Here is a 25,205-nt window from a genome sequence, read left to right as displayed (position 1 = left end):
TACCGGCGAAGCGGGGCGGGTTGTAAACGTTTTCGCAACCGGTATGAAAGGAGCGGGTATGGGGCAGATTCCTGTGGGAAAGGGGGGGCAAGCCAAGGACGGGGCCCGTCTGTGTACCTCTCTTTTGTGGCACCTTGCTGAAAAAGGGCACTCTCCGGATGAGATTCATCGGATGGTCAAGGATGTGTTCCAGGTGATCCGGGACGGCGGGAGCTTTACCGTGGCCATCGTCAACAAGGCGATGGAGGGCCGCGGGTGGCCGCCCTCCATCCTCGACGAGACCACTTTCGACATGATGGTGGGGCTCTTTGAAAGCGAAATGGGGTTTTCCGTCAGGTCCCATACGGTCAATTAACTCCGACCACAAAGGCGCATGGATTGCCCTGCGGTGCCTGGTATCACAATGTAGGGCTCCGACTCCCGATTTATTCTATTGACAGTTGCCCCCCTCTTTTTTATTACTAAACAAGTTTTTTTTAGAAGATCAAACGTTCGCAATATGCGAATTGACGGAAGACCCCACCGACTTCCCCATCTTGCAAGGGCCAACATGTCCGAACAGTCAGAGGAGATGCGTCCGTGAGTCAGACAAAACATATTTTGATAATTGATGACCATCCGTTGTTCAGGGAGGGGCTGAAGACCATTGTGGAACGGGACAAGCGTTTTAAAGTGGTGGGAGAGGCCGGAAATGGTCGACAGGGCCTGAAGATGGCCCGCCAGCTCAAGCCGGACCTGTCGGTGGTGGATATATCGCTGCCGGACATCAACGGGGTCCAGGTGGCGACGGAGATGCGCTCCTACCTGCCGGAGACCAAGATCATGATCGTGAGCATGCACTCCAAAATCGATTACATTGCCGAGGCCTTTCAGGCCGGGGCCACGGGGTACGTGGCCAAAGATTCGGCTTCGGATCGGTTGATTCAGGGCATTGAGTCCGTGCTGAAGGGTGAATATTTTCTGGACAGCTCCGTGTCCCACCAGGTGGTGGAGAAGCTCATGAAGTTTCCGGTGAAGGACGCCAAGATCACCGATGCGGATTACGGTTCCCTCACACCCCGGGAGCAGGAGGTGATGCGCCTTCTGGCCGAAGGGTCCACCCCCAAGGAGATCGCCGACAAGCTGTGCATCAGCCCCAAGACCGTGGAGAATCACCGGGCCAACATCATGAAGAAGCTGGGTATCCATTCCACCATGGAGCTGGTGCGGTATGCCGCCCGGCTTGGCCTGATTGACGTGGAGCTCTGGAAGGAGTAAAGCCCCCAACGTGGGGGAGGGCGAAACAGACATGCAACGGCGCGTTCGAGTCAATCGAACGCGCCGTTTTTTATTTGGGGGCGCCTTATTCGTGGGACACGTGTCCCAGGCGCTGGTCGTACATCTTTCCGATGCCGTAGTCCCGGCGCCGCATGAATTTCTCCGTGGCCGGGCCGATGATCTGCATCTCCGGGTGCACCTGCTGGACTTCCATGGCGATTTTCATCTCCTTGGTGCACCCCGTGCTGTAGGTGGCGTCCTTGCCCACCCACTCGGGGGGGACCTTCTGGCCCATGAGCTGGAAGGCGGTGACGATGTCCTGGTAGGTCTGGAAACGCCAGATGTCGATGCAGCCGCTCCGCTGCACGATTTCCCACATGAACATCAGGTCGTCTGCGTCCATTCCCGGTTCATAGTAGAGGGACGGGTTGATGATGTGGGTTTGGGAGAACTGCTCTTCAAGGTGGGCGATAAAGACGGTCATGATTTTTTTGGCCACATCGATTTTGCCCGGGATGGATCCGATGATGCCGCTGTAGAAGGAGACCGCCATGCCCTTCTTCTTGGCTGCTTTCATGTCGCTGATGATGGTCTGAGCTTTGCGTTCCAGGTCCTTGTGGGAAAATTTGATGGCCTGGGGGGACTTGGGGTTGAAGTCGATGGTCACCCCCCGGGTGTCGGCACAGATGCTGAAGACATCCTGGGTGAAATGGAAGGGGGTATCGAAGAGGCGGTTTTTCTGTTCCGGCCCGCGAGCCACGATGCAGTCCACCTCTTTGAACAGCCGGGCAAAGGTGGTGGAGGTGAGAAGCAGGTTGAGTTTTTCGTGGGTCCCGTCTGAGAGGACCAGCAGGTCGCTTTCCTGGCGCAGGATATCCACGAGCTGGTTTTTGGTCAGGGAGTCGCTGCGGATGAAAAACGAGCCGTCCAGGGCCTCCATGAGGGTGGGGTCTTCCTGTGTACCCAGGATTTCGGCCTTGGAAAAGAGGGGGCCTGCCTTGAAAGCAACGGCCACCTTGTGGCCCAGGTTGACCAGGTAGCGGATCAGGGCCAGGTCCACCATGACCTCGCCGGATTCGTCGGCAAGCCACAAAAGGGTGCGCCGCTCGGTGCCCTGGTGGCGTTCCCCGGAAGCGGGGATGCCGAGAAAGTCGAAGAACGTGTCGGCTGCATTGCCCGAAACAGGCTTTTGGAACAGGGCCTGAATAGCCTCTTCGGTGTCCGGGCAGGGCTGGTTGCCCGTCCAGATCTCAGGGGCTGTGAGGAGGCTCAAAAATCGCCTGACGGCCATGTGGTCGAGGCGGGTCCGCACCTGGGTCATGGCCCGGGCCGGGGTCATGTCCGCATCCCCGATGTGCTGGAACGCCTCTCGGAAGAGGGGCGAAGCCAGGAATGTTGCGGCTGTTTCGTTGCGCTTGATCTTGGTTTCCTGAAACGGATCGGCAATGTGGGTGCGGTTGAGAAAGATGCGCAGGAGCCGTTTTTCTACCCGGGAGGGGATCATGATTTCATCACGGGTCTCGTGGGCGTATTTGGTTTTGATGAGGGTCGTCAGGTAGGCCCTCTCCTTGGGGTCCTCGATGGTGGCGTCGATGAGGTCGAGGATGTGGTTCAAGGCGGTGAGATATCGTTGCTGGAGGTAGGGAGAAGGATCGCGGCTCATCACCTCCCGGAACGTGGCCTCCGAACAGGGAAAGTAACGTTCCTTTTCATCGAGGAACACCATGAACTTCACCTGCTCCGGGGTGGCGACCTCTCCGGGATAGGCAAAGTAGTCCAGGTGATTTTCAAGAACAAAGGTGGTGAACCATGCATCGGTGTCCGGGTCGAGACCCGGTGTGTAGGTGCCCGTTGATGAGGTGGGGGCAGGGTGCATTGTCTTTCTCCCGTCGGTTTTTTCAGGGTGTTGGGGAAAACCGCCTGTCAACCCCGTGGAATCCCCGTCGGATCGGGATTATCTCCCGGCCGGAAGGGGTACCTCCACAGTGTGATTGATGGGCTTGTCGGTGGCGGCCGACCGGTGTCAATGGGTGCCGTCTTTGAGGAAGTGGCGATGGTACTCCGGTTCAGTGAGATGTTTTTTCAGAAGGGACGTCAGGAGGCTGTAGATGGCGTCGCGGTCTTCCTGGTCCAGCTTTTTCATGATCAGATCAAGGAAGGAGTCGTCGGAAAACTTCTGAAGGTAGTATTTAAGGGTGTCGAGATCTCCTTCGAGATCCCATCCATACATTGCAATTCCAGTATATTCTTCAACAAAACGGTAAGTATGCTTGCTCATGGTGAAGCCGTTACTCCTGATGGGTTGTCTGATTTTTCATGTCTTGTTACCCGGGGGCCGGAGAGGCCGAAATAATTATGGGCGTGTCTATCCGGGCCGGCGGTTCGGCTCCCTGTTCCCTTTTCAATTGGGTTTGAAGCCGGTGCTGTGCTACATATTTATCATAACCGGGGGCCTTGCCAAAATACCAGCCCAAAGAGGCATGGTGCCCAAAATAATGATGATGTGCGGCAATGGATTGATGCTTGTTGAAGGGCGAAGAATGTTCAGATCGATCGGGGAAGTGATGGTTAAGTCTATTTCGTTGAAAACTGTGGGCCTGGTATGTGTCGGCCTTTTTTGTCTTATGGGCTCGATTTTTCTGGTATCCCGCGGAGGCGGGGAGGGGGCAGGTCCCGTGGCGGCGGGTGGCGCCTCGGAGGCGCTGGCTGCACAGGTCAGGGAGCTGGATGCCCGGCTTCTCAAGCTTGAAAGCCTCCTGGCTGAAGGGGGGCAGGGTGACCCGGGGGAGATCGCTACCCTGAAGCAGCAGATGCACGGACTCCAATCCCTTGTGGTGGGGGTTGCTAAGCGTTTGGAACGCCATGAAAAAAGTGTTGACAATCCCGTCAAAACGAAAGATAACGTAGTAAAAGTAGAAAAAAGGGCCTTGCCCGTCAGGCCCGTGGTTTCATCGCGTTCTTCTTATCACGTCGTAAAAAAAGGCGAGACGCTATACAGGATCAGCAAGAGATATCACATCTCCGAGCGAGAACTGATCCACATGAACGGCCTGAAAGACAAAACCCGTATCTATGTCGGTCAACGATTACGGGTCAAATAATACGATATAAAATCAAACGCCTCTTCGCCTGTACCCGGTTTCATTAGAATTGCAGTTGTCAGTTTTTCCGTTCCATACCAACAGCCGGTTGACCCCATAACCAAGGCCAGGGACTGATGGACAAGCCGCACAACATGGATGATACAACCCTTCTCTCCCGTCGGTTTCATACGTTGATGGACACGTGCCAGCGTCTCATCAACGAATTGGATCCGCCGTGCTCCGAAAACGACGGGGAGAGGTCGGCCCGCTTGTCAGGGGGCCGTAAAGCCTACACCGTCCATGCTTCCAATCCCCTCGACGAGAGACGGCAGCAAGCGTTGATCAAGGTGATTGACGATGCCTTGAAGCAGGTCGAAAAACTCGCCGCCGATCCCTCTCCCCGCCCCGGGGCCACCCGCCAGTCAGAATATTGTCGAACCAAACAAGTGTTTACGTCTGAAGAGCTTCACTTTCTTGAAGAGACGCTTCGCACCTGTCACCCTGCGTCGGACAAGGGCCTTCGCAGCGACCGGTAGCGGGCTGTGATGATTTCCCGGAGGATTATCCCGCTATTTTCGGGGGATTGTCCCGTGATTTCGTTCGCCTGGGAGATCTCCACGAAAAATTGAGATGTGGGCCTTATGGACAGGGCTCCTGCTTTTAGTGGTATAAACGGTGCACAGGTTCCCGGGGATGCTTCGCCGATTCGAACCCATAGTTGCTCGCCTTCCTTCTTTTCCCATTCTCGACCCCGGCAACCTCCTGGCCTTCACCGGCAGGCGCTTTACGATTTTCAGCCACACAATCCGTCATTGCCACGCCCAACGATGAACACAGGAAAGCCCGAGCCTTTCTGTTCGGCTGGGCTGTTTCCTTTGCTTTGGTCTCAGCACGTTAACCTGATTGCATAATGAAAGAAGGAAAAGGACATGACCCGTAAAGATTCAAAAGGAATGGATCCCTCTCAGTTTATGGATGCGGTGGTCAGGAATTCAACGCGATTTTGGGAGGGCATGGCGGGCTTTACCTGGCCCGGCCAGGAGTCTGGCGCAGGCGGTACGGGATCCGGTGAGTACAACCCCTGGGAGCCCTGGGAACCAGCCATGGACGCATGGAAACAGTTTCAGGAGTCGTGTACGCCGGAGACCTTTGCCGGTCAGTTTGAAAAGGTAAGGGAAGAGGGCTTCAAACAGTTTGAGAAAATGGCCAAGAGTGGCTGGGAGAATTTTGTCTCCATGGGCGATGGCTTCAGCCCCTCCATGGGATGGGGACAGCAGGCCTTCGGCATGGGCGTTCCGGATATGTTCAGCGGAAAAGGCACCTTTAAAGAGATGTTCAAGATGATGTCCGGTGAGATGAACCGGTTCATCTCCATTCCTCCCCTGGGGCTTTCGCGAAATTACCAGGAGAAGGTTGTTGAAGTGGTGGAGAAGGGAAACCAGTTCCTGTTGACCCTGGGCGAGTACATGTTCCTCATGTTCTCCCCCCTGGAGCAGTCCATGCGCATGGTGCAGGTCACCATTGAGGGGCTCACCGACGAGCAGCGTCGCACCCTGACCCCTGAATCCGTGTACGAAACATGGCTCAAGGAGCTGGAGCAGGGCTACTTCACTCTGTACGGTTCCGAGGAGTACCTGGGGCTCCTGAAACGCCTGGTTTCGGCCATGGGAGAGTTCAACATGGCTCGTCAGAATTTCATCAGCGATTTTTTAAAACTGATGGGCGTCCCGTCGGAAAACGACCTGGACGACCTTTACAGGGACCTTTACAGCATCAAAAAGACGCTTTCATCCCTTGAGAATTCTGTGGAGGCACTGACTCAGGCTGCGCAAGCCCAGCAACCCGCCCCAAAAAAAGCGGCAAAGCCCAAGGCCGCCCCCAAGGCAGCCAAGCCTGCACCGAAAGCGGCTGTGAAGCCAAAAGAGGCTGCAAAGACAGCCAAGGCGCCGTCGGCCCCGGCCAAGCCCGGAGAGACGCCCCGCACTGCGACCCCCGCCGGGAAACAGTCTGCGCCTGTGACGGCGAAAAGTCCGGACAAGGCCTCAAAACCGACAAAACCAACGGCGAAACCAGCCGGGAAAACCCCATAGGAGGGCGCTTCCATGGAAGGTATGGCAAACCCTGTGGTGGATGCGTTCACCTCGTTGATGGCGTACGGTACCGACAGTCTGGACAGAGCACGCCGGGGGATGGAGGTCTTTGAGTCGGAGCTCGACACGACCATTGCCGATACGCCCTTTGAGGTGGTGTTCGAGATCGACCGCGTGAAGCTGAAGCACTACCGTGCACAGACCAAGCGGAAGGCTTTTCAGCGGCCCCTGCTGGTGGTGTACGCCTTGATCAATCGGGAAACCATGCTGGATCTTCAGCCGGGACGCAGTGTGCTGGAGATCTTCCTTGAGAGCGGCCTGGACGTTTACATGGTGGATTGGGGTTACCCCACCCGCAAGGACCAGCACCTCACCATCGACGATCATGTGAACGGGTACATGGACAAGATCGTTGACGTGGTGCTGGAAAGGGAGGAACTCTCCGCCCTGAACCTGATGGGGATCTGCATGGGGGGGACCTTCAGCACCATGTATGCGGCGCTTCACCCTGAAAAAGTCAACAGCCTCATCACCACCGTTACCCCCACAAATTTCGACACCGATGCCGGGTTTCTCCACAGCTGGATGAGGGAACTGGACGTGGACAAGCTCATCGGCGCCTGGGGGAACATGCCGGCGGATGTCATGAACCTGGGGTTTCTCCTGTTGAATCCGGCCCGTCTCATGCTGGATAAGTACAACAACTTTGCCAGGAACATGGGGGACAGGGATTTTGTCGAGAACTTCGTGCGGATGGAAAAATGGATTTTCGACAGCCCCGATGTCCCCGGGGCCACCTTCCGCCAGTTTATCACGGACTGCTATCAGAAAAACCTGCTGATCCAGAACAAGATGGTCCTGGGGGGCAAGACCGTGGATCTAAGAAACATCACCATGCCCCTTCTCAACATCTACGGAAAGAAGGACCACCTCGTGCCACCGGAGGCCTGCAACCGGTTGATCAGTGCCGTGGGAAGCCGGGATGCCCGGGATCTCTGCATCGACACCGGGCACATCGGTATCTACGTGAGCTCCAGGTCCCAGAAGGAGTTTGCGCCGGAGATTATCCAGTGGCTGGCCGACCGGGAGACCGGACGAGGCCTGTCGGCCTGGACGTCTGCAACTTGACACGTCAGGGCCAGAAGAGCCCCGGCAAGGCTGCTTTCTTGTGGAGAGCCTTGCCTGCGGTGAACCGGTAAGGCGAACAAGGAGAGGGCATGAACGGGAAAAGCATCGATGACATAGCCGTGGGGGATCACGCCGAGGTGGCCAAGACCATCTCTGAATCGGATGTCTATACCTTTGCCGGGGTGACGGGGGATTTTAACCCGGCCCACGTGAACGAGCATTATGCCAGCGGGACGTTTTTCAAGCGGCGCATCGCCCACGGCATGCTGTCGGCCGGCCTTATCTCCAATGTGCTGGGAACGCACCTGCCGGGGCCGGGGGCCGTCTACCTGAGTCAGGAACTCAAGTTTACGGCGCCGGTGTACATCGGCGATACCATCACGGCGCGGGCCGAGGTGGTGGAGGTGATGGCCGAAAAGAATCGCGTTATCCTTGAGACGGTCTGCACCAATCAGGACGGCACCGTGGTGATCACGGGGACCGCCCTGATGAGTCCCATGAAAAAAAGAGCGGCAAAGGCCTCCTGACGGATCACCGCCACAGGCCGGTGTCCATGAGAGCCCCCGTTACCCCAAGCCTTAACGCAGGGGAACCGGGGGCTTTTTTGCGTGACCGGGACGTTTGACGGAACTCCGGGATCCTGCCCCGGCGTTGACAAGGGGACAGCCCTCCGATATAACCCGCATATTTTCTGCGGAAGCGTTGGAATCAACCGGAACGAAAGGCAATTTTGGGACAACGATGGTCAACCTCGAAAATATCACCAAAAGTTATGGTGGGCAGCAACTCTTTGATGACGTCAGCTTCAAGATCAACACACGGGAACGTGTGGGGCTGGTGGGCCGTAACGGCCATGGAAAAACCACCCTTTTTCGACTGATTACCGGGGAAGAAGAGCCCGATTCGGGCCAGGTGACCATTCCGAAAAATTATCGCCTCGGTTACGTAACGCAGCACATCCGCTTTACCGAAGAGACGGTCCTTGCGGAAGCCGCCCTCGGGTTGCCCGAGCATGAGGCGGATCAGCTCTGGAAGGTGGAGAAGATCCTGGCGGGTCTGGGGTTCTCCCAGGAAGCCATGGGAAAACATCCCGGCTCTTTTTCCGGAGGGTTCCAGGTGCGCCTGAACCTGGCACGCGTGCTGGTCTCCGACCCGGACCTGCTGCTCCTCGACGAACCCACCAACTACCTGGACATCACCTCCATCCGCTGGATTGAGGGCTTTCTGAAGGCCTGGCCACGTGAGCTGCTGCTCATCACCCACGACCGGGGATTCATGGATCGTGTGGTGAGCCATACGGTGGGGATCCACAGGGGCCGCGCCCGCAAGGTCACGGGCAACACCGAGGCCTGCTACACCCAGATCGCCCAGGAAGAGGAGATCTACGAGAAGACCCGTCTCAACGACGAGAAAAAGCGAAAAGAGATGGAGCTTTTCATCTCCAGATTCCGGGCCAAGGCGCGCCTTGCCAACATGGTGCAGTCCCGCGTGAAGACCCTGAACAAAATGGAGAAAAAAGACAAGCTGGCTTCCCTGGATACACTGGGGTTCAGTTTCCGAAGTTGCCCCATCAAGGGCAAGCAGCTCTACACGGCCGAGAACCTCTCCTTCGGGTACGACGGTGGGCCGGAGCTGATCCGCGACTTTTCCCTTACCCTGGGGGCAAGGGATCGCATCTGCGTGGTGGGGCAGAACGGGCGGGGCAAGACCACTCTGTTGAAGCTCCTGGCAGGGGAGCTGGCCCCCAAAACCGGTACCATCACCCATCACCCCTCTGCAGCCCCCGGGTTTTACGAGCAGACCAACGTCAGCAGCATCAACCCCATGCGTACCGTGGAAGAAGAGATCCTCTACGCCCACCCCGATGTGGAACGCCAACAGGCGAGAAACATCTGCGGGGCCATGATGTTTGAAGGGGACAAGGCACTGAAAAAGTGCTCGGTGCTCTCCGGTGGGGAGAAGAGCCGGGTGATGCTCGGCAAACTGCTGGTGACGCCTTTGAACCTTCTGTTTCTGGACGAACCCACCAACCACCTGGACATGGAGTCCTGCGATTCCCTCATGGCCGCCGTGGACAACTTTGACGGCACGGTGGTGATGGTCACCCATAACGAGATGTTTCTCCACGCGGTGGCGACCCGTCTGGTGGTGTTCCGCAACGGCGGGGTGGAGGTGTTTGACGGTACCTACGCCGAGTTCCTCAACAAAGTGGGCTGGGGCGATGAGCCCGAAGGCGCCGTATCGGAAACCCTTGCCATGAATGAGGCGGAGGCGCAGGCCCCTAAGAAATCCGTGGGAAAAAAAGAGAGCCGCAAGTTGCGTTCCGCCATCATCTCACGGCGGAACAAAGAGACGGCCCCCCTGCGAAAGAAGATGACCGCTGCCGAGGAGGCCATCGATACCAGTGAAAAAGAGATCGACCGGATCAATGAGGCTCTGCTTGAAGCCACCCAGGGCGGTGATTCGGCCCTGATTACCTCTTTGTCCAAGGAGTTGCACCATCACAATGCCGTCATCGACGAGGGGTTTGAGGTGCTTGAGACCCTGTCCGATGAGCTGGACCGCTTGGAGGCATCGTTCAACGCGGAGCTTGAAGAACTCGGCGGCGCTGTGTAAGCTGGTGCGGCAAGAGATTGCGGGGGCTGCGTGACAGGGGCCTTTGCCAATGCGTCCGGTGTAGGGCCGGAAAGGGCCGTCCGGCGGGTATCTGAGTGGAGACGATAAGGGGGAGAGGCGATGAAAAAAGTCTGGGGTGCCATGCTGCTGCTGATGGGGCTGGCCATGTTTTTTACCATTCCGTCCAAAGCGCGGCAAATTCAGGAAATCCGGGAGCTATCCGGCGGGACGGTCCTGCTGATGAAATTCTGTTTTTATCTCATCAGTATCCTTCTTATGGGCGGCGGCATCCAGAAGCTCAAGGGAAATACAGACGAAGATTCCTGACCCGGTCCTGTGAAGGGTAAGGATGTCCGAAAAATAAAAAAGGTTTATATCTTCCGAGGTTTGCATTAACCTTAAACGAGTTGTTCGTACCGGCGTCACATGGAAAAAACATGTGACATGAGGGCGATACCATCCCGCCGATACCCTGCACCCGGGATCAGGGACACCTAAGACACCGGATCGATCCCCATAAAGAAGCGGTACGAACCTTCATCCACCAAATCATAGATTTTCATGTCGATGGCGACCCCCCCCCAAGTGCCGTCCCCTTTTCCGTTGCGAGGGCCCTTACAGGGTCGCCCATGCGGTGATTAGCAAAGGAGTGGGCTGTGAGCGGAGCGACCAACGGGGTGAGCGAAGTCGAAAACCTTCAGCAGGAAGTGACCTACCGTACCCGTCTTCAGGACATCTGCAACAAAATTTACGCTGCGGTGAACCTGGACGACATCATCATTCATCTCAAAGATGAGATAAAGTCCCTCTTTGAAGCCGAACGCATCACCATCTACTACGTGGACGGGGTCAAACGGGAGATCGTCTCCCGGTTCAAGACCGGAACGGAGATCGACGAGATCCGCCTGTCCATCACCACCTCCAGCATCGCCGGCTACAGTGTCCTTAAAAAGAGCCTCCTGAACATCAAGGATGTCCACGATAACCAGGAGCTGGCCGCCATCGACCCGAGCATCACCTTTGATTCCAGCTGGGACCGCAGGACAGGCTTTGTGACCCGGCAGATGCTGGTGGTTCCCATCCTCTACAAAACTTACCTCCTCGGCGCTGTTCAGCTTATGAACCGCAAGCAGGGGGATGTCTTTACCGCACAGGACGAAGAGAACCTCCAGGAGATCGCCAAGATCATCGGGATCGCCCTGTACAACCAGAAGCGTGCGGCGCGAAACAAGAAAAGCAAGTTTGACTACCTCCTGGAAAATCACATCATGACCCAGAAGGAGCTGTCCCAGGCCGAACGGATGGCCAGGGAGACCGGCGAGACGGTGGAGAAGGTGCTCCTCTCCCGGTTCAACATTCCAAAAGGTGACGTGGGCGAAGCCCTGAGCCGCTACTACAAGGCCCCCTTTGTGGAGTACAACAGCAGCATGCCCATCCCCGGAGAGCTCTTAGAGGACCTGAAGGTACCCTTTATGCGCAACAACCACTGGGTGCCCCTGAGGTCCGAGGGGGATAAGGTGGTGATCATTGTGGACGACCCCCACGATGCCCAGAAGATGGGGCAGATTCGCGTGCTTTTCCCTGGAAGGGAGCTGGAACCCTTTATCTCCTTTCGGGAGGATATCCTTGACTACATCACCCTGTTTACCCAAGACGAAAAACAGCAATCCTCCATTGACGACATCATTTCTCAGCTGGCCGATGAAGAAGATGAGATCGAAGAGGCCGAAAGCAGCCTGAGCGAAGAGAGCAGCGTGGTGGTCCAGCTGGTGAACAAGATCATTATCGATGCTTACAACCGAGGGGTTTCGGATATCCATATCGAGCCCTATCCGGGCAAGGAGAACACCAAGGTTCGCTTTCGTACCGACGGTGCCTGCGCGGTCTACCAGACCATTCCCTACCAGTACCGGAATGCCATCGTATCACGCCTCAAGATCATGTGTGACCTGGACATTGCCGAGCGCCGCAAGCCCCAGGACGGCAAGATTAAGTTCAAGCGTTACGGCGGCCTTGATGTGGAGCTTCGTGTGGCCACCGTGCCCACCCAGGGCGGTATGGAAGATGTGGTGCTGAGGATCCTGGCGGCCGGAGAGCCCATTCCCTTGGAGGACATGCGCTTTTCCGACCGGAACTTTGATAAATTCGTGGAGATGATCAACAAGCCTTACGGCATCATCTTTGTCTGCGGCCCCACGGGCTCCGGCAAGACCACCACCCTCCACTCCGCCCTGGCCAAGATCAACGACGAGGAGCGAAAGATCTGGACGGCCGAGGACCCGGTGGAGATTACCCAGAAGGGCCTCAGGCAGGTCCAGGTGCAGCAGAAGATCGGTTTCGACTTTGCTGCGGCCATGCGGGCCTTTCTCCGGGCCGACCCCGATGTCATCATGGTGGGGGAGATGCGTGACCGGGAGACCACCCATATCGGCATCGAGGCCTCCCTCACAGGTCACCTCGTTTTTTCCACCCTTCACACCAACAGCGCGCCCGAAAGTATCACCCGTCTCCTCGACATGGGCATGGACCCATTCAACTTTGCCGACGCCATTCTCTGCATTCTGGCCCAGCGCCTGGTGCGGACCCTGTGTAAGGATTGCAAGGAGGAGTACCACCCCAGCCGTGACGAGTACGATGAACTGGTGAGGGAGTTTGGCAGCCAGGAGGAGTTCGATCAGTTTTTGAACATTCCCTACACGGATGACCTGATGCTGCATCGCCCCAAAGGCTGTGACAAGTGCAGCAACACGGGCTACCGAGGCCGTATGGGTATCCATGAACTCCTGGAAGGAACCGATGAGATGCGCAAGCTGATCCAGACCAGCGCCCGCATGGAGGAGCTGCGGGACCAGGCCGTCCGTGACGGCATGACCAGTTTGAAGCAGGACGGCATTGCCAAGATTTTCCAGGGGTATTGTGATCTGCTGCAGGTGAGGAAGGTGTGTATTAAGTAGTGAGTGGTGAATAGTGAATAGTGAAGGGCGACCGGGAGGTCGCCCTTTTTTATTGCCCCGAGTGTGTGGAGACGCTAAACTCCTTAGCCCTTAGCCCTTAGCCCTTAGCCCTTAGCCCTTAGCCCCATATTTTATCTCTTTCGCATACCGGTCTTTTTCGCTGTAGATGCATCCGCAGTACTGCTGCCGGTACAGGCCCATCTCTTTGGAGGTGTCGATGCCCTCCTTCCAGCCCGGGCGAAAATCCTCATAGTAGAATTTTACGCCAATCTGCCTGCCCAGTGACTCGCCGATGCTTCGGATGAGTTCGTGGTTCTGGTGACGGCTGTAGAGAAGGGTGGAGGTGAACGCTTCGAACTTCCCGCGTTTGGCAAGAAGGGCCGTGGCCCGGAGCCGGTCGTGATAGCAGACCCGGCAGCGGTCCTGTTCCCGGAAGGCGGCGCCCCGGAGAAAGGCCTCCAGTTCGTATCCCTCCTGGTAGATCATCCTTAAATCACAGGATTCGGCAAACTGCTGCATGGCCTCTTCACGCTTCATACACTCGGTGAAGGGGTGGATGTTGTGGCGGTAAAAAAAGCCCATCAAGGTGTGGCCTGCCTCGCGAAGCACCCGTGTTGGGTAGATGGCGCAGGGGCCGCAGCATGTGTGCATCAAAATTTTCATGGTCGCTCAGTGCCTCCTGCGGGCGCTTTTTTAAATATAAGGTCCCGTCTGTGCAAAAGCCTGCGGCGTAGGGCGCCGCAAAAATTTTTTGGTAATATTCCCTTTTGCCCCCTGAACCCCAACGGGGCGGAAGGCTAAAACAAGGCCACCGGTAAACCAACTCTTTTCGAAAAAACCAAAATAGCCCTTGAAACCTGCTTGTCAAACTTTTGAAAAGTTTGGCCTCCGGCGGGGGCCACCGGAGGCGACATGGTCTTACTTTGCAGAATAGTCCCGCGCACCGAAGATGGCCGTGCCCACACGTACCAGGGTGGCGCCCTCTTCGATGGCTACCTCAAAGTCCCCGCTCATGCCCATGGAAAGTTCCTTCATCTCCACGCCGGGAATGCCCAGGGCATCAATACGGTCTTTGATGAGCCGTAACTGGCGGAAATAGGGCCGGGCCCCTTCCGGGTCGTCAAAAAAGGCGGGCATTGTCATGAGGCCTTTGACGGCAACGTGTTCCAGGTTGGCCACGTCTCGGACCAGCTCAATGACCTCCTCGGCCGTGGTGCCGGACTTGCTCTCTTCGCCGCTGGTGTTGACCTGGATCAGGATGGGCTGAACCACTTCTTTTTTGGCCGCCTGTTTGTCGATTTCTTTGGCCAGCTTCAGGCTGTCCACCGAGTGGATCAGGGTAAATACCCCGGCTGCGTACTTCGACTTTTTGCTCTGGAGGTGGCCGATGAAGTGCCATTCGATACTGTCGTCTCCGAGCTCCTCGATTTTGGCAACGGCTTCCTGGATGTAGTTCTCGCCGAAGATTGTCTGACCGGCGTCCCTGGCTTCTCTGACCATGTCCGCAGGTTTGATTTTGCTGACGGCAACGAGTCGGATCTCGTCGGGGTTGCGTCCGGCCTTTTCGGCGGCTTCTCTTATCTGCTTTTCAATACGTTCAATGCGATCTTTCATCTCGTGCTATCTGAACTCCACCAGATCGATGTCCTTTAAATGTTCCACCACTTCGCAGACGGGCAGTCCCACCACGTTGGTGTATGAGCCCTTGATCTCCCTGACCAGGGAGGCTCCTTTGCCCTGGATTCCATAGGCACCGGCCTTGTCAAAGGGCTCATCCGTGCCAATATACCAGCTTATCTCGGCTTCGGACAGCGCTTTGAAGGTGACGTCGGTGACCACAACGTCACAGATTTCCCGCTCAAGGGCCTTGTTGATCAGGCAGAATCCGGTGCACACCTGATGGCTGCGCCCGGACAAAAGGGACAGCATGCGCCGTGCGTCGTCTGCTGAGTCAGGCTTGCCGAGAATCGTGTCATCCACCACCACGATGGTATCGGCCCCCAGGACCCATCGTTCGGGATGGGTTTCGGCGACGTCCCGCGCCTTGAGCCGGGCCAGTGCCATGGCGCAGCCCGAAGGCGCCACCCCTTCCGGCAGGACTTCATCGGCACAGCTGGGGAGGATATCTATAAGGACTCCGGCTTCTTCAAGGAGATCTTTCCGTCGGGGAGACTGTGATGCAAGGACAAGTCGTTGGGTATCAATATGTTGATTTTCTTTCATTTCGGGGGTTGTAGCAGAAATAAATCCGGGTTGCAAGGCGCACCGTAAAATAAGCCGCGTGGCCGCATCCCCTTGCCATCAGAGGGCCGGGGCGCTTCTTTCCCCTTTCAGGCTACGAAGGAGCTTAAAATCTTTCAGCCCCAAATTGTCGGTTGCCATTCAAAAAAAAATCGAGTAAAGAGATACAGTCCTTTCGACACACGTCGAACAGGACCATTTTTATGCTCTGCCCGGATGGCGGAACTGGTAGACGCAAGGGACTTAAAATCCCTCGGCCGCAAGGCTGTACGAGTTCGATTCTCGTTCCGGGTACCATAAAAATTCATATGCGATTTCGGTATCTTATAAAAAGTTTCTTGCCAATGGGTAAGAAACTTTTTTGCGTTCATACTGTAACAAAATGGGCCAAAATCGGCCGTTTTTCATTACAGTTTCATTACAGTTGAAAAATGAACACGCCCCGCCGAACCCCCTCTCCTTGAACCAATGCTCCCCCTTTGCCATGGCCGCGCCGTGGCACCTCACAAAAAAAGTCACGCACGGGCGCAGTCCGTCACCACATGGGAAGGGGCGATGCCCCGGAGCATGTGCGCCCCTGGGGCAAAACCTTTTCTTATTCATCTGTGCAGGTGGGGAGGGGCATGGGGCCTAAGGTAAGGCAAAATTGTTCTGAGGCGGCCTTGAGGTGATCCGGGGAGAGCTTGGAATAGATGAGGGTGGAGGCCATGGATTCGTGGCGCATGAGCTCCTGGATGGCCTGGAGGTTGGCGCCGCCCATGGCCAGGTAGGAGGCGAAGGTGTGGCGGAGGTCGTGGAAGCGGTAGTTCTCGAACCCGGCGGCCCGGACGGCCCGCTTGAACTTGTGCCCGGTGTGAGTGCGGGAGGTCCAGTGGAAGATCTTTTGCCGCTTCTTCTCCCTGGCCCGGGCCATGCATCGGGAGAGGGTTTCCCGGGCCGTGGCGTTGATGGGCACCCGGGACTCTTTCCGGTTTTTCTGCAGGGGCACGATGCGCAGGTAGTCGGGCGGGTTGTCCACGTCGGCCAGGGTCAGGCGCAGGGCTTCCCCGTTTCTGAGGCCCAGGTAGCAGGAGAGGGTGCAGAAGTCGTAGAACTCCGGCTCCTCGATGTGGGCCATGATCCGGGCCATGTGCTCCTTGGGAATGTAGCGGATACTCTTGGGCTCTTTCACGGGCTTGGGGAAAATAATGGGGTGGTCGATGTACTCCCACTGCCGGGCTTTTTTCAGGGCGGCCTTCACGTGGCGGTAGTGTTTGTTCACCGTGGCCGGGGCCAGGCCCGCCCGGATCATGTCGCTGCCCAGCTTGTCCAGGTGGCGGGTGTTGATCTGGTTCACATCCGTGGTATCCCCCCAGCAGGAGGAGGCCTTGTTCAGTCCCTGCTTGTACGCAAGGAAGGTCCCCTCCGACCGGTTTGTCTCCACATAGTCCAGAAACTCCTTTTTAAAATCCCCGAAGCTTTTGGCCATGCTGGTTTTCATGGCGGCCACCTGCCCGGTCATGAGCTGGCGGGTAAACTGGGTGAAGAGCTTCCGGGCCAGCTTCGGGTCTTTGGTGGCGCGCTTGGACCCCGGCACGCACAGGGCCTTGCGGCGCTGCTTGCCGTTCTCCTGCCAGAGTGCGTAGTAGGTATCGTGTTCGGTGTGTCTCCAGAGCCTGGGCATGGTGACACCGTAAGAGAGCTTAACTGCCATGTCAATCTGAATCCGTGGATGCTATTCGCGTTAAAATTGAATTGTTTCAGATGCGTACCAGGCGTCGATGGACTCCCGGTCCACGATTAGCTTTCCCGTCCGCTTGAACCCGTAGATGTACCCGGCATTGATCCAGCCGCGCAGGGTGTTCTTGGACGCCTTGGCATACCCCGCCGCTTCCTCCAGGGTGAGCCACCGTTGAACGGTCTGCTCCGCCCGCAGGGTGTCCGCCACTTTTCCCGCGATGGCCGCCGCCATCGCCTCCATGTCACTGTGTGTCAACTCCATGAAACCAACTCCATTGTATTGAGGGGATCTATCCATAGACCATCTGAAGGGGTGTCCCCGGTTCAGACGGCCAGGGCGTGTTCGGAAAACGCAGGTCCGGCAGTGTCCGCGTGGGTGAAGCACCAGGAACAGAGAAACCGGTTCCCCTTGGCCACGGTGTGCTGGCCGCAGCAGGTGCAGATGGGGCCGTCCTTGGGTTTTTTCCTGGCCGCTGCCGAGTGGGTGTTTCGGCAAAGGCGGCTGATGGTGGGCTGGCTGGTGCCGAAGAGTTGGGCCACGTCGGTCTGCTTGTGGCCCTCGTCCAGGAGGCGCTGGATCTCCTCCAGGGGCAGGGTGGATTTGGGGCCGCGAACCGCGGCCTGGGTGTGGCAAATGGTGTGGGTCATGATCTCTCCCCTTAAAGCTTCGAATAACGCCTTCCGGGGCCAATACAAAAGGCCCATGCCGGAAGGACCGGATATGGGCCGATGTTTATCGGGGTGAGAGATTTTCAAGGTAGCCGAATATACCGACAGGAACAACACAAAAAAACCACCTCGGCATTCGGGGTGGTTTTTTTATGGTCTGTCTTATTTCCGCAGGCGGCCCACCCCCACGTACAAGAGGAAGGTGTCTATCCCGGAAGCCTCACCGGAATCACCCGCCACGGCCACCGCCTCGGGCACGGCCGCCCGGGGCACGGCATCACCCCGAAAGATCCCCATGGCCAGGGCGCCGAGCATGGCCCCGCCCAGGATCAGGGCGGCCATGGTGGCCTTGCTGTATGTCTTCTGTGGGGTGACGGGTCGAGCAGGTTTGCTGGAGTCTTTTGTCTGGTGGGGGGCTTCGTTTATGAGGGCATGCAGCCGGGCTTCAATGGCTTCGCGATTCATGTCTGCAACATCTCCATCTATTTAAAAAGGGATGTTGATGTATCGCAGGTTTGGGCGGCGTGCAACAAGGGGCGGAGGGTGCGGAATAAAAAAGGCCCGGCATGTGGATGCCGGGCCTTTGCCTTTTATGGGGCTACGTTTCGCGGATGGTCAGTTTTCGTTTTGTTTTGGCTTTGTATCTGTCGCTGATGAACCTGATAACCGGGTGAGCCTCATACCTCTCAAGCCGTGATGGCATGTAAAAGAAAATCGATTTCGGGTTGGCCCCAGGCACGAACCTTATAGTGCACTTCTCTGTTCTGCTCCGACGCAAGTGCTCTACTTTTTGTATCTTGTCCATCGGGATGGATTTACGTTTGAGCCAGTGACGAAACTCAAGCCTGTCTTCGTTTAAATGGACCACCTTCGCGAATTGAAAGTTCGTGACAACGAAGGGAAACATCCCCCACCAAAAGATAGAGAAAGCAATGTTAAACGTATCGATATCACCGATGATGAAAAATCGAATTGTGAGGGCACCACCCAGGTAGTACACCCAACAAAAAATGTATTTAAAGATCGGTGTACCTTTTGAGGATAACCTTTGGCGCTCGAAAATCTTGTCGGACTTTTTGGCGTGGCTCATCTCGGCAGACTCAACTCGTTTCACAGTGAACTTGCATGGCGTACAGAAAGAGGCAGGCGAACCGCGGCTATGAAAAAAACCGCACATAAAGGCTTATGAAGCTAAGGCAAATAAAGACAATCCCCAGTACAACCAGGTAGCCGGGCCTTACAGAGTACTTCCATTTGAATATTTCTGTCTCATACTTCGGGAACCAGGTCATGAATTTTTCAATATACACAGCGATCTGGTTTCGGAAGACAATAAGAATCGACCCAATAATGAAAGCTTTGAGTGCTGCAAGATCTTCCATCCGCTAACCCACCAACCTCATCCACTTGTTCATGGCCTTGTCGTCCACATCCCTTCCTGCTTCGCCTTCCTTGGGCGTCGTAAAATATTCATAGGCCAGGGCAATGAATCGGGCCTTTTTGTCTGGGGGGAGCATTTTGTCCTCCCTGTCCAGCCACTCTTCCACCCATTTGATGATTCGGTGCAGGACTTCCAAGTCCATTTGGAGATCTTCAGACGAGCCAGGGGCATCGCCATACATTTCCCCATGACCATCTATGAACCAATTTATGTTGATGGAATAGACGGACCTTAAGCCGACAAGAACATCAAAAGAGGGTGAACGCCCCTTAAGATAGTTGTGAAATGTGGCTGGCTGCACGCCAATTTCTCTCGCAAAATCCGCAGCAATTCCATTAGCTTTTAGGTCTACGAGGTATTTTAGACGCTCTTGTGGCGTCGACAGTTTTACGATTACCGTTGACATATGTATATACCATCAATAAAGTTTAGCTCACTAAACAAACATTGAAATTAGTGAGGGTGACCATGACCAAAGACCAAATCAAAAAAGCTTTAAAAGCGAAAGGGATCAAGCCAGTTGATCTCGCAAGAAAAGCAGGGGTTACGCGCTCAATGGTGAGCCAAGTCATGGATGGTGCCTATCCAAGTTCTCCTGTCCGGGAGCTCATTATCAAGGCCCTCGACAAGAAGCCGTCAGAAATCTGGCCCCCAAAATGTTAAGTGCTCCCATCTTGCCACAATTGTTGAGTGGCGCAAGCAAAAAAGTTTAGTGGCGGGCTGGCTGTGAAGCCAGGATTGCACTTTTAAATCGAATAGATAACAGGAATGTGAAGAGGTGAATCATGTATAGATCGGAATTCATTGAGCTTTTACGGGGCGTTCAACGGGATGTCAAAGGCCATGGGGTGAAGCTGCTGGCCAACCGGTTGTCGGTTCGGCCCCAGACCCTTTATGCGGATGTGGATCCCCACTCCGTTGGGCGCCGCACCAACAAGCTGGGCCTCCTGGACTGGATGGTGATCCTGGAGGAGACCGACAACCTCAACAGCCTGGATGAGGTGAACCGCCATTTCAATCGGATCAGCCTGCCCATCCCCGAAGACGAGGGCGAGATCAGCCCCGTGAGCTGGATGCAGTACTGCGCCACCACAGCCAAGGAGTCAGCCGAGGCAATCAAAGCCCTGGCCGATGGCCTGAGCGATGACGGGCGCCTGGACAATGACGAGCTGGCCGAGTGCGAGAAAGAGACCTGGGAAGCGCTTCAAGCTTTTGCCGGGTTGTACCTGGCCATCAAAACCGAGATCGCCAAATCACAAACCATTTATGCGTAGTCAGTAACAGACAATGAATATGGGTCGATGTTTGTCGGGGTGAGAGCCACAGCCATCGGCACGGTTTACACAGGAGTTCTTATGGACAACCAGATCACATACGAAGTGGGCACGATAAAGGAAATTCAGGCCACCCTGGAACGAGGGTCGGCCATCATTGAATACCTCGTGGGGATCATCGACCGGGGGGAAACCCTCAACAGCCAGGACATAGACTGGCTGAAAAGCAAGTGGGGAGGGGATATCCTGGAGTGCCTCAACCGATTGGATACGGAGGGCCGCTATGTGTAATCAACAGTCGGAAGTTATGCAGCTTGGGAAACACATAGACCAGGTGGAAATGATCGAGGCCTGGGGCCACAAGATCGTTGCCACCCTGGAAGAGGTGATGAAGGATTTCAGGATAACCCCCTACGGCGGCTGGACCCAGATCGCCGGACCCAAGGTCTGGGGAGAACTCATTGAACATGAAGCAGGCCTTTTGCTCAAAGAAATGCGCGAGAACCTGGAGCTGAAACAGAAAGAGATGGAAGGACCCACCGATGTATGATGGCCACACCTCGAACAACCGGGCCCAGGAGATCGTCGGGGCCCTCAGGCAGGATGCGCGTTTTCAATTCAAAGAGCAGGGAAGTTACCTTCGGTACGGCATCTGCCCCAACTGCGGCCACAAAGAATTGTATGTCAGCAAGGAGAAGCCCTTTCGCATAGCGTGTGGTCGAGAGAACAATTGCGGCATGAGCTGGACGGCCAAGGAGCTGCTTCCCCATCTCTTTGAAAACTACGAAAAGCGGTTCCCGCCTACGCCGGAAAATCCGAAGGCCACGGCCGAAGCCTATTTGATGGAGGATAGGGGCTTCACACCGTCGCGCATCTCTGAGTGGTACGACCAGGAGGCTCATCACCTGAAAGACGGAGGGGGCTGGGTGCCCACGGTCAGGTTCTATCTGGACGCCGAGCGCACAAGATTCTGGGAGCGGCTTATCGGCAAGACCAAGGCCGATGGGCAGAAGGCCCACATGGGTGGGAAGCGCAAGGCAGACGGGTCACTTTACCGTGGAGATGTCTGGATGCCCCCCGATCAGATTCTGGAACAAGGGGATAAATGTTTCATCACTGAGGGGGTTTTTCATGCCATCGCGCTGGAGCACACAGGTCGCAAGGTGGTTGCGGCCATAAGCTGCAACAACTTTCCTGCCAATCTTATTAAAGTCCATAAGGGCCGTGGCGTCGTGTGGGTGCTTGCCCTGGATGGTGACAGCGCCGGGCGTAAGTACATGCGCAAGCACTACCGGACATTAAAGGAGATGGGGGAGCACGTGGAGGTGTGTCTTCTCAAGGATGGGAAAAAGGACTGGGACGACCTGTGGCAGGAGAGGGCGCTGACGGACAAGTTCATTGAAGAGTGTATCTATGAGGGTTCTCTTTTTACGGCGGCATCTGTGGGAGAAAAGGTTCGGCGACTCTATGAAAAATTTCCGAACAACTATCATCTGGTGGAATTCCAAGACGCCCTTTATTCCGTTTCCATAGACTCCAAACTTGACGACGACCTTGAGGAGAGAGGCGTTGATGTTTTTTCAAAGGAAGGGAGGGAGGTGTTTTCCAACCATACGACGGTAGACCGGATCAGCAAGATGTCTCCTCAGCTTTTGTATGTCACCAAAGACGAGGTGCTGAATGAACAGAAATACGTGTTTCAGGTGACATACCGAGATGGCACGCCGGGGCATTTAATCGAGCTGGAAGGTACCTGCCTTTCATCAAAGCTGGCCCTTCACAATGCCCTTTTGAACAACACCGTGGGCGGAGGCTTTCTCGGGGGCAGTCGTGATTTTTCGGTTTTGTCCAAGAGGTGGCTTGACCGGAAGCTTCTCAGGATCAGGGCCCTATCATTTGTAGGGTATGACGCGGAGTCCAAAACATGGGTGTTCCAAAAACATGCATACAACCGGGGTAAGGAAATCAAATTGAACGAGCACGGCTACTTCGAAACACAGGGGAAGGGTATGAAAACCAACTTGACGAGTCCGAGTTTTAACACAGGTGGGGAATTCAGCCCCGACTGGTTCAACAATTACAAGCAGGCTTTTCACTGGCACGGTGTGACTTTGCTGGGCTTCTGGTTAGGGACCCTCTTTGCGCAGCAGATCCGGGCCGTACACAAGAGCCTTCCATTCCTGGAGGTCACCGGTGATCCGGGCACAGGAAAATCCACAAACCTTGAGTTCGTCTGGAAGCTGGTGGGCAGAGACGATGAAGAAGGTTTTGACTTTCTGAAATCGACCAAGGCCGGTCGACGGCGCGCGTTCAACCAGATGTCCAATCTGCCCGTGGTCCTGATTGAGTCGGACCGCGATGATCCCGATATGGACAAGAAAGCCAAGCAGGCAAACTTCGACGAGTTCAAGCCCTTCTTTAATGGACGCGCCACAGGTACCCTGGGCGTGGCCAAGCGCGGCAACGATACAGACGAGCAGCTATTCAAAGGCACCATTATCTTTTCCCAGAACGCCACGGTGGACGGTTCCAAGGCCCTCCTGGAACGTATCGTCCATTGCCATGTGGATAAAGGCCATCATGGCCCAGGCACCCGTGAGATCGCCCGATGGTTCGAGCGGCAGGATTCATCTACAGTCAGTGGCTTTCTCACGGTGGCGCTGAAGAACGAGACGCGCATCCTCGATGCTTACTTCAAGGCGTTCGATGAGCTTGAACCTGTTTTCCAAAAGGCCGGTATCAAGAACGAACGACTCATCAAAAATCACGCTCAGGTGGCCGCCTGTGGCCATGCTCTTTCAGTTATCTTTCCGGACGTAACAAGCGACGTAAAAAAGCAGCTCACCGATTACCTGATCGAACGGGCCAAGGACCGTGAAGGGCGTCTGGCCAGCGACCACCCCATGGTCGAGCGGTTCTGGGATGCCTTCTACTTTATGGAAGCCGAGCGCTCGGCCTCCCAGATTTCCAGCATGAACATGTCAAAAGATCCCGCCATCATTGCCGTGAATCTGAACGACTTTCGGGCCGAATGCCTTTCCCGTGGCCAGGAACTCATGGACATTACCCAATTGAAAAAGCTGTTGCCGAGTTCCCGCCGGCACAAGTTTGTTGAGAGTAACCGAGCCGTGTGGAATGGGGATCGAAAAAAGACGCTGAAGTGTTGGGTGTTTGAAGCATAAACAAGGGGAATCAAGGCATGACAAAAGAAAGACTCGCACAACGAATCATTGAAGTAATCGACAACTTTCGGTTTGTCGGAGATACAGAAACAGAAATTCACACGGCTGTTGTTGCACTCCTTGAGTCACTTGAACCGAAGGATCCAGTGCGGTTTGAAAGATGGGGTTTTCCTGAAGATAGGGAGGTGGTTGCATGAAAGAGATTCCCTATGTGCTGAAGAAACACGGCTTGTTCTATGCTCATAACAGCAGCGGCTATGTCTCAAGCGTGTTCCTGGCAGAACTCTACACCGAACAATCCGCAAAAAACAGCGAGCAACATTGTGAAGAAGTAACAGCAATACCTATCACGGAGCTGTTGTCAGATCCTGAAGACGTCCAGGAATACATCGATCGGCTTGAAGCGATGCGTGATGCGTTACTTGATGTGAAAGAAAAATAAGGGGGTTAGATGGGAAATAAGACAGTCATGCGCGTAAAGGTTACTTCATGCGAAGTCGAGGTTAAGTGCCCTATTTGTGGGGCTGAACAAACAGGTTGGGTAAGTGACCCAAGAGGGGATGTTGCTAAGTGCGACGAATGCGGGGGGACTTTTCAGATAGATGATGACGCTGAAATAAAATTCGATTGAAGGTCCTATAGTCATCGACTCTGAACTTTAAAGCCCCTACGAACGTATCTTGTTCGTAGGGGCTTTTTTGTGTCCAGGATACCTCTCCATATAATAGATGTGGCCACAACAGACGAAGGCCAGAACGCAACGGTTGCACTGGCAAGGCGGGTGATGGCCACCCAAAGGCCTCAGCCTTAACGCAGGGAAGAAGGTAACAGAAAGGATCGGTTGTGATTGGAAAGGGTTGCGTATGATATTAATACGCGCATGTGTGCACGCGAATGGGGCAACCAAAAAAAGTGGTAGGGGGGCTGCGGAAAAGGTAATTTAGGGAAGGGCCTCAGGGTGACAAGAAAATAATCAATGCTTTCAGATAGATAATTCGTTTTTAGAATGGTAAGTATTTGGTAATAACAAGTATAATTTCATACCTCTGTTACACCCCTTTTTGTGTGTTGTCGCTATGCGCACAACATTTTGAATTAAATGGGTTTATTTTTTCTGGGAAAGAATCCTTACCCAATCTTCCCTGTTTCTTACATTTTGAAATGGGTCGTAACATATTGATAATCAATTGTTCTCATGCTGATTTTTTTGTGCATTACCCAAATTACCTCTCCCCACGAGGGGGGCTTCTTTTGTTGAGATAGATCTGATGTGGAGGTTTAGGAAATGACCGAGAAGAGACTCTTTGGAGCGTTTGAAGGTGCCATGGCCAAAGGCGATTTTGCAGATGAACTATACACCATCGCCTACAACATTGAAACCACGCTGATCCAGGCCGGGGCCAAGCCCGGCAAAGATTACAAATACCTTGATGTGGTCAGACTGGCCGAGCCTTACATGCGGGATAAGATGGGGGCGGGGGAGCGGATCGAGGTGGTGTATCCGGCGGGAGAGGTTCTTTGATATAGGTTTCCGTTTTTTGTTCATTGAAA

Annotated in this window: 29 protein-coding genes and 1 tRNA gene; 19 read left to right on the top strand and 11 right to left on the bottom strand. The window is 55.2% G+C overall.

The features are described from left to right. The first annotated feature begins 58 nt into the window (after positions 1-58). Both ACOYW0_RS03820 and ACOYW0_RS03815 read left to right on the top strand, forming a co-directional pair. Complete coding sequence (locus ACOYW0_RS03820) at positions 59-355, top strand: hypothetical protein (protein ID WP_482417243.1); 297 nt, start codon at positions 59-61, stop codon at positions 353-355. A gap of 224 nt (positions 356-579) precedes the next feature. Continuing rightward, positions 580-1,257 (top strand): response regulator, encoded by a 678-nt coding sequence (locus tag ACOYW0_RS03815; protein ID WP_180147010.1) that lies wholly within the window; start codon positions 580-582, stop codon positions 1,255-1,257. A gap of 85 nt (positions 1,258-1,342) precedes the next feature. Here the strand turns inward: ACOYW0_RS03815 and ACOYW0_RS03810 are convergent, their stop codons facing one another. Further along, on the bottom strand, positions 1,343-3,133 hold the full coding sequence (locus tag ACOYW0_RS03810; protein ID WP_482417242.1) for an ARMT1-like domain-containing protein: 1,791 nt from the start codon (positions 3,131-3,133) through the stop codon (positions 1,343-1,345). Positions 3,134-3,280: 147 nt separating this feature from the next. After that, positions 3,281-3,487, bottom strand: a complete 207-nt coding sequence (locus ACOYW0_RS03805; protein WP_482417241.1) for a cytoplasmic protein — start codon at positions 3,485-3,487, stop codon at positions 3,281-3,283. A 310-nt stretch (positions 3,488-3,797) separates the two neighbouring features. Between ACOYW0_RS03805 and ACOYW0_RS03800 the strand changes: the two genes are divergently transcribed. The 8 genes from ACOYW0_RS03800 (at position 3,798) to ACOYW0_RS03765 (ending at position 13,128) form a co-directional block, all read left to right on the top strand. Then, complete coding sequence (locus ACOYW0_RS03800; protein ID WP_482417240.1) at positions 3,798-4,358, top strand: LysM peptidoglycan-binding domain-containing protein; 561 nt, start codon at positions 3,798-3,800, stop codon at positions 4,356-4,358. Positions 4,359-4,492: 134 nt separating this feature from the next. Next, positions 4,493-4,876, top strand: a complete 384-nt coding sequence (locus ACOYW0_RS03795; RefSeq protein WP_482417239.1) for a hypothetical protein — start codon at positions 4,493-4,495, stop codon at positions 4,874-4,876. 393 nt (positions 4,877-5,269) lie between these two features. Beyond that, positions 5,270-6,430: a poly(R)-hydroxyalkanoic acid synthase subunit PhaE gene (locus tag ACOYW0_RS03790; protein WP_482417238.1), complete on the top strand. Its 1,161-nt coding sequence runs from the start codon at positions 5,270-5,272 to the stop codon at positions 6,428-6,430. A 12-nt stretch (positions 6,431-6,442) separates the two neighbouring features. Further along, positions 6,443-7,558 carry a class III poly(R)-hydroxyalkanoic acid synthase subunit PhaC gene (gene phaC / locus ACOYW0_RS03785; protein ID WP_482417237.1) on the top strand — a complete coding sequence of 372 codons (1,116 nt, stop codon included), beginning with the start codon at positions 6,443-6,445 and terminating at the stop codon, positions 7,556-7,558. A gap of 89 nt (positions 7,559-7,647) precedes the next feature. Beyond that, complete coding sequence (locus ACOYW0_RS03780) at positions 7,648-8,085, top strand: MaoC family dehydratase (RefSeq protein WP_180147028.1); 438 nt, start codon at positions 7,648-7,650, stop codon at positions 8,083-8,085. Positions 8,086-8,299: 214 nt separating this feature from the next. After that, positions 8,300-10,174: an ABC-F family ATP-binding cassette domain-containing protein gene (locus ACOYW0_RS03775; RefSeq protein WP_482417236.1), complete on the top strand. Its 1,875-nt coding sequence runs from the start codon at positions 8,300-8,302 to the stop codon at positions 10,172-10,174. Positions 10,175-10,294: 120 nt separating this feature from the next. After that, positions 10,295-10,501, top strand: a complete 207-nt coding sequence (locus ACOYW0_RS03770) for a hypothetical protein (RefSeq protein ID WP_180147034.1) — start codon at positions 10,295-10,297, stop codon at positions 10,499-10,501. A gap of 329 nt (positions 10,502-10,830) precedes the next feature. Next, positions 10,831-13,128: a GspE/PulE family protein gene (locus ACOYW0_RS03765; RefSeq protein ID WP_482417235.1), complete on the top strand. Its 2,298-nt coding sequence runs from the start codon at positions 10,831-10,833 to the stop codon at positions 13,126-13,128. Positions 13,129-13,239: 111 nt separating this feature from the next. On the opposite strand, the gene ACOYW0_RS03760 is transcribed toward ACOYW0_RS03765, so the two are convergent. The 3 genes from ACOYW0_RS03760 to ACOYW0_RS03750 all read right to left on the bottom strand — a co-directional run bounded on the left by ACOYW0_RS03760 (position 13,240) and on the right by ACOYW0_RS03750 (position 15,351). Continuing rightward, positions 13,240-13,791 (bottom strand): epoxyqueuosine reductase QueH, encoded by a 552-nt coding sequence (locus ACOYW0_RS03760; RefSeq protein WP_482417234.1) that lies wholly within the window; start codon positions 13,789-13,791, stop codon positions 13,240-13,242. Positions 13,792-14,046: 255 nt separating this feature from the next. Next, positions 14,047-14,742 (bottom strand): YggS family pyridoxal phosphate-dependent enzyme, encoded by a 696-nt coding sequence (locus tag ACOYW0_RS03755; RefSeq protein WP_482417233.1) that lies wholly within the window; start codon positions 14,740-14,742, stop codon positions 14,047-14,049. 6 nt (positions 14,743-14,748) lie between these two features. Then, complete coding sequence (locus tag ACOYW0_RS03750; protein ID WP_482417232.1) at positions 14,749-15,351, bottom strand: Maf family protein; 603 nt, start codon at positions 15,349-15,351, stop codon at positions 14,749-14,751. A gap of 228 nt (positions 15,352-15,579) precedes the next feature. On the opposite strand from ACOYW0_RS03750, the gene ACOYW0_RS03745 reads away from it, so the two are divergent. Next, positions 15,580-15,666: transfer RNA gene (locus ACOYW0_RS03745), tRNA-Leu, on the top strand. A gap of 298 nt (positions 15,667-15,964) precedes the next feature. Here ACOYW0_RS03745 and ACOYW0_RS03740 read toward each other — a convergent pair. From ACOYW0_RS03740 to ACOYW0_RS03715, 6 genes are all read right to left on the bottom strand, one after another. Continuing rightward, the gene (locus ACOYW0_RS03740; protein ID WP_482417231.1) at positions 15,965-17,062 is read right to left on the bottom strand and encodes a tyrosine-type recombinase/integrase; all 1,098 of its coding nucleotides are present in this window, start codon (positions 17,060-17,062) and stop codon (positions 15,965-15,967) included. A gap of 30 nt (positions 17,063-17,092) precedes the next feature. Continuing rightward, positions 17,093-17,350: a helix-turn-helix domain-containing protein gene (locus tag ACOYW0_RS03735; RefSeq protein ID WP_482417230.1), complete on the bottom strand. Its 258-nt coding sequence runs from the start codon at positions 17,348-17,350 to the stop codon at positions 17,093-17,095. Positions 17,351-17,412: 62 nt separating this feature from the next. Continuing rightward, entirely contained in the window at positions 17,413-17,736 is a 324-nt protein-coding gene (locus ACOYW0_RS03730; RefSeq protein WP_482417229.1) for a hypothetical protein, read from the bottom strand. Between the two features lie 183 nt (positions 17,737-17,919). Then, positions 17,920-18,222 carry a hypothetical protein gene (locus tag ACOYW0_RS03725; RefSeq protein WP_482417228.1) on the bottom strand — a complete coding sequence of 101 codons (303 nt, stop codon included), beginning with the start codon at positions 18,220-18,222 and terminating at the stop codon, positions 17,920-17,922. 133 nt (positions 18,223-18,355) lie between these two features. Continuing rightward, positions 18,356-18,871, bottom strand: coding sequence for a hypothetical protein (locus tag ACOYW0_RS03720; RefSeq protein ID WP_482417227.1), 516 nt, complete (start codon positions 18,869-18,871; stop codon positions 18,356-18,358). 271 nt (positions 18,872-19,142) lie between these two features. Next, positions 19,143-19,604 (bottom strand): helix-turn-helix domain-containing protein, encoded by a 462-nt coding sequence (locus ACOYW0_RS03715; protein ID WP_482417226.1) that lies wholly within the window; start codon positions 19,602-19,604, stop codon positions 19,143-19,145. 62 nt (positions 19,605-19,666) lie between these two features. Between ACOYW0_RS03715 and ACOYW0_RS03710 the strand changes: the two genes are divergently transcribed. The 8 genes from ACOYW0_RS03710 (at position 19,667) to ACOYW0_RS03675 (ending at position 25,176) form a co-directional block, all read left to right on the top strand. Then, positions 19,667-19,861, top strand: a complete 195-nt coding sequence (locus ACOYW0_RS03710; RefSeq protein ID WP_482417225.1) for a helix-turn-helix domain-containing protein — start codon at positions 19,667-19,669, stop codon at positions 19,859-19,861. 122 nt (positions 19,862-19,983) lie between these two features. Then, positions 19,984-20,472 carry a phage regulatory CII family protein gene (locus ACOYW0_RS03705; RefSeq protein WP_482417224.1) on the top strand — a complete coding sequence of 163 codons (489 nt, stop codon included), beginning with the start codon at positions 19,984-19,986 and terminating at the stop codon, positions 20,470-20,472. 81 nt (positions 20,473-20,553) lie between these two features. Beyond that, the gene (locus tag ACOYW0_RS03700; protein WP_482417223.1) at positions 20,554-20,763 is read left to right on the top strand and encodes a hypothetical protein; all 210 of its coding nucleotides are present in this window, start codon (positions 20,554-20,556) and stop codon (positions 20,761-20,763) included. Next, positions 20,756-21,022, top strand: a complete 267-nt coding sequence (locus tag ACOYW0_RS03695) for a hypothetical protein (protein WP_482417222.1) — start codon at positions 20,756-20,758, stop codon at positions 21,020-21,022. Before ACOYW0_RS03700 ends, ACOYW0_RS03695 begins: the two co-directional genes overlap by 8 nt. A 187-nt stretch (positions 21,023-21,209) precedes the next feature. After that, positions 21,210-23,654 carry a toprim domain-containing protein gene (locus tag ACOYW0_RS03690; RefSeq protein ID WP_482417221.1) on the top strand — a complete coding sequence of 815 codons (2,445 nt, stop codon included), beginning with the start codon at positions 21,210-21,212 and terminating at the stop codon, positions 23,652-23,654. A gap of 17 nt (positions 23,655-23,671) precedes the next feature. Further along, on the top strand, positions 23,672-23,851 hold the full coding sequence (locus tag ACOYW0_RS03685) for a hypothetical protein (RefSeq protein ID WP_482417220.1): 180 nt from the start codon (positions 23,672-23,674) through the stop codon (positions 23,849-23,851). Further along, entirely contained in the window at positions 23,848-24,096 is a 249-nt protein-coding gene (locus ACOYW0_RS03680) for a hypothetical protein (protein ID WP_482417219.1), read from the top strand. The genes ACOYW0_RS03685 and ACOYW0_RS03680 overlap by 4 nt, the downstream gene beginning before the upstream one ends. Before the next feature lie 843 nt (positions 24,097-24,939). Then, positions 24,940-25,176: a hypothetical protein gene (locus ACOYW0_RS03675; RefSeq protein ID WP_482417218.1), complete on the top strand. Its 237-nt coding sequence runs from the start codon at positions 24,940-24,942 to the stop codon at positions 25,174-25,176. Positions 25,177-25,205: the final 29 nt, after the last annotated feature.

Source organism: Desulfoluna sp. HI9BLuna (assembly GCF_056829775.1).
The sequence above is the reverse complement of the archived record's forward strand: the minus strand, read 5'-3'. Positions and strand labels throughout refer to the sequence as shown.

Bases quoted from the DNA above. Each gene is read 5' to 3' on its own strand.
- ACOYW0_RS03820 (WP_482417243.1), top strand. From the start codon at position 59: ATGGGGCAGATTCCTGTGGGAAAGGGGGGGCAAGCCAAGGACGGGGCC.
- ACOYW0_RS03810 (WP_482417242.1), bottom strand. From the start codon at position 3,133: ATGCACCCTGCCCCCACCTCATCAACGGGCACCTACACACCGGGTCTC.
- ACOYW0_RS03805 (WP_482417241.1), bottom strand. From the start codon at position 3,487: ATGTATGGATGGGATCTCGAAGGAGATCTCGACACCCTTAAATACTAC.
- ACOYW0_RS03800 (WP_482417240.1), top strand. From the start codon at position 3,798: ATGTTCAGATCGATCGGGGAAGTGATGGTTAAGTCTATTTCGTTGAAA.
- ACOYW0_RS03795 (WP_482417239.1), top strand. From the start codon at position 4,493: ATGGATGATACAACCCTTCTCTCCCGTCGGTTTCATACGTTGATGGAC.
- ACOYW0_RS03790 (WP_482417238.1), top strand. From the start codon at position 5,270: ATGACCCGTAAAGATTCAAAAGGAATGGATCCCTCTCAGTTTATGGAT.
- phaC (WP_482417237.1), top strand. From the start codon at position 6,443: ATGGAAGGTATGGCAAACCCTGTGGTGGATGCGTTCACCTCGTTGATG.
- ACOYW0_RS03780 (WP_180147028.1), top strand. From the start codon at position 7,648: ATGAACGGGAAAAGCATCGATGACATAGCCGTGGGGGATCACGCCGAG.
- ACOYW0_RS03775 (WP_482417236.1), top strand. From the start codon at position 8,300: ATGGTCAACCTCGAAAATATCACCAAAAGTTATGGTGGGCAGCAACTC.
- ACOYW0_RS03770 (WP_180147034.1), top strand. From the start codon at position 10,295: ATGAAAAAAGTCTGGGGTGCCATGCTGCTGCTGATGGGGCTGGCCATG.
- ACOYW0_RS03760 (WP_482417234.1), bottom strand. From the start codon at position 13,791: ATGAAAATTTTGATGCACACATGCTGCGGCCCCTGCGCCATCTACCCA.
- ACOYW0_RS03755 (WP_482417233.1), bottom strand. From the start codon at position 14,742: ATGAAAGATCGCATTGAACGTATTGAAAAGCAGATAAGAGAAGCCGCC.
- ACOYW0_RS03750 (WP_482417232.1), bottom strand. From the start codon at position 15,351: ATGAAAGAAAATCAACATATTGATACCCAACGACTTGTCCTTGCATCA.
- ACOYW0_RS03740 (WP_482417231.1), bottom strand. From the start codon at position 17,062: ATGGCAGTTAAGCTCTCTTACGGTGTCACCATGCCCAGGCTCTGGAGA.
- ACOYW0_RS03735 (WP_482417230.1), bottom strand. From the start codon at position 17,350: ATGGAGTTGACACACAGTGACATGGAGGCGATGGCGGCGGCCATCGCG.
- ACOYW0_RS03730 (WP_482417229.1), bottom strand. From the start codon at position 17,736: ATGACCCACACCATTTGCCACACCCAGGCCGCGGTTCGCGGCCCCAAA.
- ACOYW0_RS03725 (WP_482417228.1), bottom strand. From the start codon at position 18,222: ATGAATCGCGAAGCCATTGAAGCCCGGCTGCATGCCCTCATAAACGAA.
- ACOYW0_RS03715 (WP_482417226.1), bottom strand. From the start codon at position 19,604: ATGTCAACGGTAATCGTAAAACTGTCGACGCCACAAGAGCGTCTAAAA.
- ACOYW0_RS03710 (WP_482417225.1), top strand. From the start codon at position 19,667: ATGACCAAAGACCAAATCAAAAAAGCTTTAAAAGCGAAAGGGATCAAG.
- ACOYW0_RS03705 (WP_482417224.1), top strand. From the start codon at position 19,984: ATGTATAGATCGGAATTCATTGAGCTTTTACGGGGCGTTCAACGGGAT.
- ACOYW0_RS03700 (WP_482417223.1), top strand. From the start codon at position 20,554: ATGGACAACCAGATCACATACGAAGTGGGCACGATAAAGGAAATTCAG.
- ACOYW0_RS03695 (WP_482417222.1), top strand. From the start codon at position 20,756: ATGTGTAATCAACAGTCGGAAGTTATGCAGCTTGGGAAACACATAGAC.
- ACOYW0_RS03690 (WP_482417221.1), top strand. From the start codon at position 21,210: ATGAGCTGGACGGCCAAGGAGCTGCTTCCCCATCTCTTTGAAAACTAC.
- ACOYW0_RS03685 (WP_482417220.1), top strand. From the start codon at position 23,672: ATGACAAAAGAAAGACTCGCACAACGAATCATTGAAGTAATCGACAAC.
- ACOYW0_RS03680 (WP_482417219.1), top strand. From the start codon at position 23,848: ATGAAAGAGATTCCCTATGTGCTGAAGAAACACGGCTTGTTCTATGCT.
- ACOYW0_RS03675 (WP_482417218.1), top strand. From the start codon at position 24,940: ATGACCGAGAAGAGACTCTTTGGAGCGTTTGAAGGTGCCATGGCCAAA.